Below are 12,873 nucleotides of genomic sequence, written 5' to 3' on the forward strand. Positions count from 1 at the left end.
TTTTTATACTATTTGACTAAGATTGATTAAGGATTGATCGTTAGAGAAGCGAAAATTTGCTGTCCGATAGATCCTGCTCCGATAACTTGGATGTAATCTTTTCCGAAAAGATTTGCAGCACCTACTTTCAAGACTGATTTAATTACTGGAATCGCATAGTTAATTTGTGCATCAAAAACAGTGTTTTCAGGAACCATACCATCAGCAAAAGAAGCTTGCCATAAATATTCGGTGTTCCATCTTACATTAACATTAAAACCAAAGTTTTTGAATAGTTTTGTGTTTCCTAAAGAAGCTTTGATTCTATGTTTTGGAGTATTGAAACCTGCAATGAATGAAGGATCTTTTGATTGGTCAAATTCAAAATCAGAGAAGTTGTAATTTGCTCCAATTTCGAAATCTTTGTATACTTTTTTAGATAGACCTAAACCAAATCCCATAGAAGTTACGGTTTCTGTCGTGTTTGTATATACTTGGAATACACGTCTATCTCCGTTTGAAATTGCTTGAAGACCTAAAAGAACTTCAGGATTTGTTAAGTCTGAACCTACAACTCCATAATAAGGATTAATTACTCTTGAAGTACTCATGAAGTCATTATAAATATTATAGTAGATATTAGTGTCAACTGACAATCCATTTTCTAATACTGATTTATAACCTACTTCAAATGCTTTAACTTGTTCTGGTTTAACAAGGCTAACGTTTGCAATTTCTAAATCTGCAGGATTTTGTGTTTGTGCAAATCTTGTTACTGATGGAACTGAATATACTGGAGTGTTGTAGGCATCATTTCCTGTTAAAGTTACTGTTGATGGATTGCCTAGAGCCTGTCCAGCAGCACTCACATTCATAGTTTCTACATAACGATCAAGGTTTTCTGCAGCAGAACCAATCAAAGCAAATGGTCCTAAATCTAAACCAATATATTGATCTTGAGTTGTAGGGTTTCTAAAACCTGTTTGGAAGGAAGCTCTAAAATTGTGATTTTTTTGTTTGCCAGCAGTATATACAAAGGAGATTCTTGGAGAATATTGTCCTTCGAAATTTTGAGATTTGTCATAACGAACAGATCCTGTGAATTTTAAACGGTCATCCATGAATTTCTTTTGCATTTGGGTGTAAATACCGAATTCATTATAAGTAATCGGACCATCAAAATCCGTAAAAATAGTTCCTTTCGAATTTAATTCATATTGTCTAACGGAACCTCCAAGTTGAAATTCTGCAAAATCAATTAAATCTTTAAAGTTATAATTTGCATCTGAATGATAAATTTTTGATTCATCTTGAAATTGTGCTCCAGTTGTTAGATCTGGATTGGTGATTACGCTGTTAAGTGCTTGATTGAATTGTGCAGTTCCCGGAAGATACCTGGCATCTCCCGAAGGATTAGGTTGTGGAATGTTTAAAGCATTTAATCCTGGAATTGGAATGTTGTTGTCGGCAAAATTTCTTGCATTTGCAGCTGCTTGGTTAGCATTTGCACCTAAGAATAATTGCGATAATTGGAATGCTGTTCCGTAATCGGTAAACCAACCCACATCCGATTTCCAAGCTCTGTTAACATTCCAACCTGCGAAACGCATATCGTAAGAATTTCCAGCATCCTCAGTTGTCATATACCCTCTAACAAAGAAATTCTTTCCTTTTACTTCTACTTTGGTTTGGTCCATGTAGAAATCTTTCAAAGAATATCTGTTAGCACCTTGATAAATAGTGTTTCCAAAACCTAATTTATGTTGCAAGATAATTTCGAAGTCATTTGCCCAAGGCTTGAAGTGTAAAGAGAAATCTGCTTTAACGCTTTCTACTTTGTTATCGGTCAAATCTTGTTCTCTATAACCTGTTCTACTAACCTGCCCTATGTTTGGAATAAAGGTAGTTACCTCGTCACCATACGTGTTTAGTCCATCATAATTTTGATTGTCGGCATGGCTTGTTCCGCCCGTCATACTTCTTGAATCGTTTGCAATCCATTCTGTACCATTCATGAAATTGAAATTTACTTTTACTGCAAAGTGTGGTGTAAAAGCATGGGCGGCACGAATTCCAAAATCCCTGTAGGTATTGTCTCCTGCAGCATCTTGAGAAGTTATTCCTTGTTTATAATAGGTGCTGATTCCTTGACTTGTAAACGGACTTCTACTGTTCATGAATAATATTCCGTTGAAGGCATTTGCACCATATAATGCAGATGAAGCTCCAGGTAAAAGCTCTACACTGGCTACATCTAGTTCTGAAAGTCCAATCAAGTTACCTAAAACGAAATTTAAGGCTGGAGATGAATTGTCCATTCCGTCCACTAACTGCATAAAACGTGTGTTTGCTACTGTTGCAAAACCTCTCGTATTGATGGATTTGAACGACAAACTACTCGTGTTGAAGTGTACTTCTTTTAGATTTTCTAATCCATCATAAAAGGTTGGAGAAGTTGTATTTCTAATTTCTTGAAGTCCCATTCTTTCTATAGTAACCGGAGATTCAAGTACTCTTTCAGGAGTTCTAGAAGCAGAAACTACAATTTCATTAAGTTTATTTTCTTCTTCCAAAAGTTTCACATTCACTGTTTGGTTATTACTAGTGATGTTGACTCTTTGACTAAGGAATCCAACACTAGAAATCTCAATAACATAAGGAGGTTGTTTGGATGTTTTTAGGCTAAATTTTCCGTCGGAGTCAGCGATTGTTCCAATGCTTTCTCCAACAATGGCAATATTGGTTCCTGGAAGAGGCATACCATTACTGTCTGTAATAGATCCCGAAATTGTATTTTGAGCAAAAGAAATGCCACAAAAAAACAATGACAAAATAATAAAATACACTTTCATTTGATTTTGATTTTGTTGGTTAGTGTAGCCAAAGTACGAATATTTTTGATATTAATAAAAATAGTGTACTATATTTTGAGAATCATTAAAAAAAGCAAACCTTTATTGTGTATTTTATATTATATGATTTTTATGTTTTTGTTAACGTTTTGTAAATTACCTTGATGAAAATATTATGCAAGCATATAATTAAGGTGGAAAAATAAATAATCTCTAAAAAAATCAATCCTTAAAATAAATAAAAAAAAGACGAGATAAACTCGCCTTTTTTCTAATTTAAATGTAAAAAATTATTCTACCGTCACTGATTTTGCCAAATTTCTTGGCTGATCAACATTGCATTCTCTCATCACTGCAATGTGATATGATAATAATTGAAGAGGAATTGTAGTCAACAATGGCGACAATGCATCAACTGTATCTGGAATTTCGATTACATAATCTGCAAGTTCACGAACCTGGGTATCGCCTTTAGTTACAACTGCAATAATTTTACCGCTTCTAGATTTTATTTCTTGGATATTACTTACCACTTTGTCATAATGACCTTGTTTTGGAGCAATTACAATTACTGGCATGTGCTCGTCGATCAAGGCAATAGGACCGTGTTTCATTTCTGCAGCAGGATATCCTTCGGCATGAATGTATGAAATTTCTTTTAATTTCAAAGCTCCTTCTAATGCTACTGGGAAGTTGTATCCTCTACCAAGATAAAGACAATTTGGTGCATCTTTAAAAACAGCAGCAATTTCTTTTGCTTTGTTGTTTGTAAGCAAAGCTTCTTCTACTTTTTCTGGAATGATTTCCAATTCTTGTAAATATCTGTGGAAATCAGAGTTTGAAAGTGTTCCTTTTGCTTTAGCAATTCGTAAAGCAATCATAGTTAAAACTGTGATTTGTGTAGTGAACGCTTTTGTAGAAGCAACTCCAATTTCTGGCCCAGCATGAGTATAAGCTCCAGCATGGGTTTCTCTTGAAATTGATGAACCTACAACATTACAAACTCCAAAAACGAAAGCACCGTTATCTTTTGCTAATTTTATAGCAGCCAAAGTATCAGCAGTTTCTCCTGATTGGGAGATTGCAATCACAACATCTCCTTTATTGATAATTGGATTTCTATATCTAAATTCCGAAGCATATTCAACTTCAACAGGAATTCTTGTAAACTCTTCGATGATATATTCAGCAACTAAGCCAGCATGCCAAGAAGTACCACAGGCTACAATAAGGATTCTGTCAGCATTTAAAAAACGCTCCAGATTATCCTCAATACCAGCCATTTGGATAATACCTTTGTTTGCATGAAGTCTACCTCTATAGGTGTCTTTGATTACATTTGGTTGTTCATAGATTTCTTTAAGCATAAAGTGATCATAACCACCTTTTTCAATTTGCTCAAGGTTCATTTGTAGTTCTTGAACATAAGGATCTACCAATGAATCATCTTTAATTTTACGTATTTTTAATCCTTTATTCAAACGAACAATTGCCATCTCTTCATCTTCCAGATAGATTGCATTTGAAGTATATTCAATAAAAGGTGAAGCATCAGAAGCGATGAAAAACTCACCTTCTCCAACACCAATGGCTAAAGGACTTCCCAAACGCGCTACCACTATTTCATTTGGTTTTTTTGTATCAAACACACAAATAGCATAAGCTCCAACCACTTGATTTAGAGCAACTTGAACTGCCTTCCCTAATTTAAGGTTATCTTTCTTCTGAACTTCTTCGATTAGATTTACTAAAACCTCGGTATCTGTATCGGAATGAAAAACATAACCTCTTTTGATCAATTCGGTTTTCAAGGGCTGATAGTTTTCAATAATACCGTTATGGATTATTGCAAGTTCCCCTGAATTAGAAAGGTGTGGGTGTGAATTCACATCGTTAGGAACTCCATGAGTTGCCCATCGGGTGTGTCCCATTCCTATGTTTCCATTGGTTGTGATTTCCTTTGAAGATTTTTCTTCCAAGTCTGAAACTTTACCTTTTGTTTTGGAAAGTTTTAAATTCTCTCCATCAAAAAGCATAACTCCAGCACTGTCATATCCTCTGTATTCTAGTCTTTTAAGTCCTTTTATAACAATAGGATAAGCTTCTCTATGTCCTATATAACCTACGATTCCACACATATACTTTAATTAATTAGGTTTTGTATAATAAATTTCAAGTTTCACTCTTTTATCAAAAGGAACATTTATTCCGGTGCCATGCAGAACGGTTCCTAAGGGATTCATTACAGAAGCTTGGGGAACTCGGTCAATAATCACTTTTCCGTCATTATTAAGCACTGGTGTTTCAAGCCAAGCATTTTGATTGTTTTCAATTGCCTCTGTAATCACCAATCCCAATCTAACATTGGTTGAGTCACTTTCTTTGACCAGATTTCTAATATGATTTGTAATTCTAACTCTGTATTTTGTTCCTTTTTTAGTAACTTCACCTCTCTGGATAAGACCGTCGTGAATGAATTTATTGAATTTAGGAAGACCCAGTGTAGTGGTTTGATCACTAAAATAATCAAACAGCGGTCGTTTGTTTTTTACATCATATAGATAAACTCTTTGGGGTTCATCATCCTTGTTAATGGAATTCATTTTGTCTGTGTCGATATGAAAAGTCAAGTTAGCTTCGTTAATCAACCAGTTTTTTGTTTTTACATTGTATCTAATAATATCTAGCTCATCAGGAACTTCATTTGGTTGGCCATTAGGTTCACCTGTAACATCGTCAATGCCAAAATTATCAGGTCCAAATAAGTCTATTAGCGTCACTGATCCTTGTCCACCTTTTAGGTATAATTTTTCATCACCAACAATTGTATCGAAGTTTTGAAGTGCTGCGGCATATTCTGCACTTGGGGTGTTGTTAAATAAGTTTACCGTATTTCCTGTTAATCTTAATACGAATGTTTTAGCTAACATGATTGGTTCATTAGGATAAAGGGCATCGGTATCTGGGAACTTCGTTGGAACGCCATCTTTTACTTCCGAATATTCACGGTAATGCAATGTAACATCTGCATCCGAGAAACGAAATTTCATAAGTGTTCCCGAAGCGGCATCTTCTACATGAAAATATAAACCTCTAAAATACTCTTTAAAAATGCTATTATTAATCAATTTTCCATCTGGAGCATTGATGATTTTGTTCTTGAAAAAAGCGGTATCAAGATGCAATCTAATTCTTGGCGTTAGTCTAGCTTCGATATTTGTTGCAGTGTCTTTCGCTCTAAGACCTTTATCTCTTTTATACGTAATGATTTCTTTGAGACTTGTTTCAAATTCAGTATTTTCTTTTGGATTAGAACTGTTGTTTAATACGTTTCCAATTTTGTAGGTATTGAAATTGGTGTCATCAGAATAATATTTCTGAGTATCTTCAAAATCTGGTGGAATTAGATCATTTAATACCACACCTGATTCGAATATTTTTAAATTGATTTTACCAGAACCATAAATAGAATCTAATTCATAAATTCCATTGCCATCTGAATCGGTTTCGGTTTTTCTGCTAAAATAAGGAATAGAAAGTACAACACTGTCAAGTTCAATAAATTTTTCTAAATCGAAAGTAGGGTTTGCTGTAGCCATTTGGATCTGGCTCACAAAATCAGCTTTTGTTTTTCCGAAAACAGGGTTGTTGTAAATTCCCAAAGAATTAATCAACATATTGTTGGATTGGACAGCACCTGTAGCTTGATTGAATGCCACAACTGTTGATAAATCATCTGGAAGTAAGTCAAAATGGTCTTCGCCAATGACATCCGAACCTATTTCGTTAAAATCTTTGTCACAAGAAGCCAATAAAAATAATGTTGTTGCAACAAATACTATTGACTTGAAAATTGAACTCTTATTCATGCTTAATTTTAAAATAATTTATTTATAGAACCTTGGTTTTGTAGAAGTTAGTATACACTTCTGCAAATTTTTCTTTCGGTGTGAAAGGTAAAAAAGGTTTTCCTGATGATTCTATAAATTTTGTTAAACTTGGCGACACGCTTTCTGATGCTATAATGACTGCATCTGAGTGCATTACCGAAGCTCTTATGATATTTTCGTAGTTAGGAATTTCTAAGTCAGCAATTAAATCTGCTGGAACTCCATCAAATTTCACTTTGTCTATCATTTTTTTATCCAAAGTCCCGTCGAAAGACTGGCTGTAGACAGAAGTAACGATTTTAGTATCAGCAAATAAAGCTTCATCTTTATAATAATGCTTCATGTAAATTGGTAGCATTGCAGCAAGCCAACCGTGAACATGAATAATATCTGGAACCCAATTCAATTTCTTTACGGTTTCAACTACTCCTTTTGCAAAGAAAATGGCTCTTTCGTCATTGTCAGGATATAGAACACCTTCCTCATCTGTGAAAGTCGCCTTTCTTTTGAAGTATTCATCATTGTCGATAAAATAAACCTGAATTCTTTCTTTTGGAATCGAAGCTACCTTAATAATTAGCGGCATATCAAGGTCGTTAACAACTAAATTCATACCTGAAAGTCTTATAACTTCATGTAACTGATGTCGTCTTTCATTGATATTGCCATAGCGTGGCATAAAAATTCTAATTTGTCCTCCTTGGTCATTGATCATTTTCGGAACATCATACGATGTTGATGAAACTTCATTTTCTGCCAGGTAAGGCACCACTTCAGATGATACGAATAATATCCTCTTTTCCTCCATATTGTGTTGTACTTTGTATATTGCCAATAAATAACGTGCAAAATTACAAAAATTTATGCAGTTATTAACTAATATCTTAAGTTTGCACCTTATTTAATGTTAAGCTATGCTCATTTTCTCTACTCAAGCTGATTTAAAAGCACATTTAAAATCGGTTTCTTCTTCAAAAATAACAATTGGTTTTGTTCCAACCATGGGAGCTTTGCACAAAGGGCATCTCTCGCTTATGACAGAATCTTTAAAGGAAAATGACTTGACAGTGGTGAGCATTTTTGTAAATCCGACACAATTTAACAACAAAGAGGATTTGGAAAAATATCCCAGAACTCTCGAAAGTGATGTGGAGAAAATGAAAACACTTGACGATGCTATTATCGTTTTTGCTCCATCAGTCGATGATATTTATGAAGGAAAAACCATTTCACAATCATTTGATTTTGATGGCTTGGAAAATCAGATGGAAGGCAAGCATAGACCCGGACATTTTGACGGTGTTGGCACAATTGTAAAACGTCTTTTTGAGATAGTAACTCCTACAAATGCCTATTTTGGAGAAAAAGATTTTCAGCAATTGCAAATTGTAAAAAAGATGGTCGAAAAGGCAAAACTTCCCGTAAATGTTATCGGAAGACCTATCTTTAGAGAAAAAAATGGCTTAGCAATGAGTTCCAGAAACGAACGATTGACTGCCGAAGAAAAAGAAAAAGCTGCCATCATAAACAAAACGTTACTGGAAGCAAAAGAGCAATTTGGCACGAAAAATGCAAATGAAATTATCGAATGGGTTGAAAAAACATTCAAAAAAGAAACTGATTTTAAATTAGAATATTTTGAAATTGCTGATGAATCTACCTTATTACCGATAGAAACAAAAGTGGATGGCAAAAAATACAGAGCTTTCATTGCTGTTTTTGTTAACGAAATCAGATTGATAGATACAATTTCATTAAATTAATTACCTTTGCCCCATGCAAATTGAAGTAGTAAAATCCAAGATTCACCGTGTTACGGTAACTGGAGCAGATTTAAATTATATAGGAAGCATCACTATAGACGAAGCTTTGATGGAAGCTTCAAATATTATTGAAGGTGAGAAAGTTGCTATCGTAAATATTAACAATGGAGAACGTTTAGAAACCTATGCAATTAAAGGAAATCGAAATAGTGGCGACATTACGCTAAATGGTCCAGCTGCTCGAAAAGTACAAAAAGGAGACATTATCATTATCATTTCATACGGGATTTTAGATTTTGAAGAAGCAAAATCATTCAAACCAACTTTGGTATTTCCGAATGAAAAAGACAATTCCCTAACATAAGCCTTGAAACAAAAAATAAGCAATGCATTGTCAATCATCATCCCTCTTTTATTAGGGCTCGGATTGATGGCTTATTCTTATAAATCTTTCACTGATGAACAATTGGCAGTCATGCAAGCCTATTTCACGACAGCTGATTATAATTATGTACTCATATCGTTACTTCTTGCTGTTTCAGGTTATGTTTTAAGAGCCTATAGGTGGAAATATACTCTAACTCAAATTGGTTATGTTCCTGATTTTAAGCTCAATTTTTTAGCCGTTAGCATTGGATATTTTGTCAATCTCACGATTCCTCGATCAGGTGAAGTTTCAAGGGCTTTGATTCTCAAAAAATACCAAGACATTCCTTTTGATAAGGCTTTTGGAACCATTATCGGAGAACGAATCGTAGATTTTTTTATATTGTTGTTTTTTATTTTTCTTTCGTTAGTTGTTGAATTCGATACCCTAAAAAGTTTTCTTTTGAGTTATATTCCTGTTGGAAAATTAATTCTGATTTTAGCCATTGGTTTAGTTGGATTTTTGATTTCGTTATACCTCTATTTTTATTCCAAATGGAAAATAATTCTAAACATAAAATCGAAGGTTGAAGGATTGAAAGAAGGTGCTTTAAGTATCTGGAAAATGCCCTACAAATGGGAGTTTTTAATTTACACCTTGCTGATTTGGTTTTCGTATGTCCTGATGTTTTATGCAGCAACATTTGCCTTAAAAGAAACGAGTAACATTACTTTTGGAACCGCTTTGGTCGCTTTTGTAATTGGAAGTTTAACCATCACTTTCACCAATGGAGGTTTCGGATTTTTTCCAGTTCTAATTGCAAAAATATTATTTCTCTACAATGTTCCAATCGAAGCTGGAAATGCTTTTGGTTGGATTGTGTGGACTTCACAGTTAATTATCACCGTCTTTTTAGGTCTTTTTTCCCTTTTTGCATTGCCGTTTGTAAGGAAAAACAAATAATTTACTATATTGCTCTACTGATTCAAAACAAAATTAAAATCCAGTTGAGTATGAAAAATCTTTACCTTTTTCTCGCCATAACCTTTTGTTTTCCTGTGTTTTCACAAAAAAGCATCGACACTATTCATTCAGAAAAGCTAAATGAAGATCGGGTTTTTTCGTTTTCATTACCGCCTTCCTATCATAAAAACAAGGATCAGAAATACCCACTTTTGCTTTTGCTCGATGGCGATTATCTTTTTGATCCTTTCAGCGGAGCATTGTCTTATGGAAACTATTGGGATGATTTGCCGGAAGTAATTATTGTTGGGATTCATCAAGGCAAAGAGCGTGAATATGACTCGGATGTTGAAGCAGAATCTGGGCTTCCGATTGAAAAGGGAGCGAAGTTTTTTGAATTTATTGGCAGTGAATTACTTCCCGCAATCGAAAAAAAATACCGAGTAGCACCTTTTAGAATTATTGCTGGACATGATGTAACGGCAGGTTATTTGAACCTATTCTTATACAAAGACAACCCGATTTTTGATGCCTATATTTCACTAAGTCCTGAACTTGGAATTGACATGGAAACCAGAATCCCATCCCGATTGGCATTGGCCAAAAAGCCACTTTTCTACTATCAATCTACGGCTGATGGCGATTTGAAAAAGACACAGAAAAGAATAAAAGATCTAGATGCGAATATCAAAACGTTAATGAATCCAAATTTATATTACCAATTGGATGAATTTAAAAATGCCTCACATTATTCATTAGTTACCTTTTCGATTCCAAATGCTTTGTACCATCTTTTTGGTGCCTATCAACCCATTTCTACGGCAGAATTTCAGGAAAAAATAGTGAAACTTCCAAGTGATTATGTGGGTTATTTGACTAAGAAATACGATTTAATCGAAAAATCATTTGGAATCAAAATGCCAATTCGTGTCACCGATTTTAAAGCAATCGAAGCTGCAATTTTAAAAAATAATGCTTACGCAGAATTTGAGCAGCTCGCCACACTTTCCAAAAAAAGTTACCCAAAATCCATGTTGTTTCAATACCACATGGGAATGTTTTATGAAAAAACGGGTGATACAAAAAAAGCTTCAAAAGCCTATATGAATGCCTATATGCTAGATGAAATTGGCGATTTGACAAAAGACTTTATGCTTGAAAAAGCAGATGAAATGAAGACGAAATAAAAAATTAATGAAGCTTTGTTAATTCTAAAATTGCTTTTACACCTTTGTTGTCCTCTCCTTGTTGGAATGAAAAACGCCCCAATATCGAAGACATTCTTTGCTGAATACTGTAAAGCCCTTGGGATTCCTTGGTGATTTCTCCAATAAATCCTACACCATCATCACTAATTTCAATTAAAAGAGTATTGTTAGTTTGACTAAAATGGATTGTGGCTATCTGAGCTTGAGAATGCTTAATTGTATTGTTGATCAATTCTTGAATCATACGAAACAACATCAATTGTTTTTGAATGGATAGAGTTAATTCTTCTTTACTGTCATTGGTCACAATTATTTTCAATATTCCTGTTTCAGAAATCTCCTTTGCAAATTGTTCAGTAGCTTTAATTAACCCTTCTTTTTCGAGGGTTATCGGCAGTAAATTATGGGCAATGTGTCGAATATCTGCATGTGTATTTTCTAAAATTTGTACCACTTTTAGAATTTGATCTTTTTGTTTTTCTTCAGGAAGATGAGGAAGGGTTTCCATATTCATCTTTGCAACACCAATCATGGAGGCAACACCGTCATGCAACTCTTGCGAGATCCTACTTCGTTCGCGTTCTTCACCATTTATAAAAGCCGATAGAACTTCGTTTTCTTTTTCTTGAATGGTTTTTTCTTGCTTTATTTTTTGATTTTTTCGATAAAGAAATAATATACTTAATACTGTCAAAACCGAAATAACACCAACAATAAGAATCAGTCTTTTTTGATTTTGTTCTCTTTCTATAGTCAGTTTTTGCTCAGCAAGAAGTTTTTCTTTCTGTTCGGTTTCATACTTTGTATTGAGTTCGTTAATCGTTTTTATTCTTTGTTTAGACTTCAAGCTGTCGCTTAATTTTTTGGATTCATATAAAAAAGATGCTGCTTTTTCATACATTTTATTTTCCCGGCTTATTATTCCTGCTATAAACAAATTATCTGCAAGTCCAGGTTGGAAGTCTATTTCTCTGTGAATTTCAACTGCTTTTTCGATGGCTTCTTGTGCTTCAGGAAATTTTTTTCTTTCCATCAGTGCTTCTGCATAAGCAACATAAGAATTTCCTAACATAAGCCTTTCGTTTTTTGCCTGTGAAAGGGCAACAGCCTTTTTGGAATAGATAAGTGAACTGTCAGGATATGTTTTCAAATAAATCTTTGAAAGCGTGTTGTAGGCTATAATTTTTCCTCTATAATCTCTTGAATAGTCTTTTATCTTTAAAGCTTTGTGTGACCATTTTGCTGCTTGATCATATTTTTTTATTGAAAAATAACCTTCGGCAATATTTCCAACAGTTGTAGCAATGTATGTTGTGTCTTTAATTTTCTGGAGAATATCAAAACTCTTTATCAAATATTCAAGTGACTTCTGGTCATTTTCCTGTGAGTCAAAAAGATTTCCAATATTCGTATACGTGTAAGCTAATTTCTGCCAATCTTGCTTTTCTTTAAGTTTATCGGCCAGCAAAATAAATATTTCAAGAGCAGCATCTATATCTCCTCTATTATAGAAAATACCAGCTTTTAAATTGAGTAACGAAGCTTCAGATTCAAAATTAGTGCTGCTTTTCAATCCTAAATCGATATAAACTAGTGATGAGTCTTGCTGGTAATTATTAAAATGATATTGAGATAGCTTATAGTACAAAAAATCCATGTACTTCTCCTTAGATTGTCTGCCTAGCAAAATAGCCTTATGATAAAGTAGTTCGCAATTTTTATTTCCTTGTGAAAAACATGCATCTGCTTCAGTAATAACAGTTCTTATTTTGGGAGATGTAATGATTTTTTCTCCTTGTGCGAAAGAAATCAAATTCAAAAACAGGAACAGTAATAAAATGAAATATCTCA

9 protein-coding genes are annotated in these 12,873 nt (G+C 34.0%); 4 read left to right on the forward strand and 5 right to left on the reverse strand.

Features of this window, described 5'->3' with window-relative positions; genetic code table 11:
* Positions 1-26: 26 nt before the first annotated feature.
* From G508_RS0106920 to G508_RS0106935, 4 genes are all read right to left on the reverse strand, one after another.
* On the reverse strand, positions 27-2,831 hold the full coding sequence (locus G508_RS0106920; protein WP_026704634.1) for a carboxypeptidase-like regulatory domain-containing protein: 2,805 nt from the start codon (positions 2,829-2,831) through the stop codon (positions 27-29).
* Positions 2,832-3,121: 290 nt separating this feature from the next.
* On the reverse strand, positions 3,122-4,969 hold the full coding sequence (gene glmS, locus G508_RS0106925; RefSeq protein ID WP_026704635.1) for a glutamine--fructose-6-phosphate transaminase (isomerizing): 1,848 nt from the start codon (positions 4,967-4,969) through the stop codon (positions 3,122-3,124).
* Between the two features lie 9 nt (positions 4,970-4,978).
* Positions 4,979-6,700 (reverse strand): DUF4270 domain-containing protein, encoded by a 1,722-nt coding sequence (locus G508_RS0106930; RefSeq protein ID WP_026704636.1) that lies wholly within the window; start codon positions 6,698-6,700, stop codon positions 4,979-4,981.
* Positions 6,701-6,722: 22 nt separating this feature from the next.
* A complete protein-coding gene (locus G508_RS0106935) occupies positions 6,723-7,529 on the reverse strand; it encodes a glycogen/starch synthase (RefSeq protein WP_026704637.1) in 807 nt (268 codons plus the stop codon).
* 106 nt (positions 7,530-7,635) lie between these two features.
* On the opposite strand from G508_RS0106935, the gene panC reads away from it, so the two are divergent.
* From panC to G508_RS0106955, 4 genes are read left to right on the forward strand one after another with little or no spacing between them, the layout of a single operon-like run.
* Entirely contained in the window at positions 7,636-8,484 is an 849-nt protein-coding gene (gene panC, locus G508_RS0106940) for a pantoate--beta-alanine ligase (RefSeq protein WP_026704638.1), read from the forward strand.
* A 13-nt stretch (positions 8,485-8,497) separates the two neighbouring features.
* Positions 8,498-8,848, forward strand: coding sequence for an aspartate 1-decarboxylase (gene panD / locus G508_RS0106945; protein WP_026704639.1), 351 nt, complete (start codon positions 8,498-8,500; stop codon positions 8,846-8,848).
* A 3-nt stretch (positions 8,849-8,851) separates the two neighbouring features.
* Positions 8,852-9,814 carry a lysylphosphatidylglycerol synthase transmembrane domain-containing protein gene (locus tag G508_RS0106950; protein WP_026704640.1) on the forward strand — a complete coding sequence of 321 codons (963 nt, stop codon included), beginning with the start codon at positions 8,852-8,854 and terminating at the stop codon, positions 9,812-9,814.
* A 50-nt stretch (positions 9,815-9,864) separates the two neighbouring features.
* A complete protein-coding gene (locus G508_RS0106955; protein WP_026704641.1) occupies positions 9,865-11,001 on the forward strand; it encodes an alpha/beta hydrolase in 1,137 nt (378 codons plus the stop codon).
* A gap of 4 nt (positions 11,002-11,005) precedes the next feature.
* Here G508_RS0106955 and G508_RS0106960 read toward each other — a convergent pair whose 3' ends face one another.
* Positions 11,006-12,841, reverse strand: coding sequence for a tetratricopeptide repeat-containing sensor histidine kinase (locus G508_RS0106960; RefSeq protein ID WP_169628018.1), 1,836 nt, complete (start codon positions 12,839-12,841; stop codon positions 11,006-11,008).
* Positions 12,842-12,873 lie beyond the last annotated feature (32 nt).

It is taken from the genome of Flavobacterium soli DSM 19725 (assembly GCF_000422705.1).
GTDB lineage: Bacteria > Bacteroidota > Bacteroidia > Flavobacteriales > Flavobacteriaceae > Flavobacterium > Flavobacterium soli.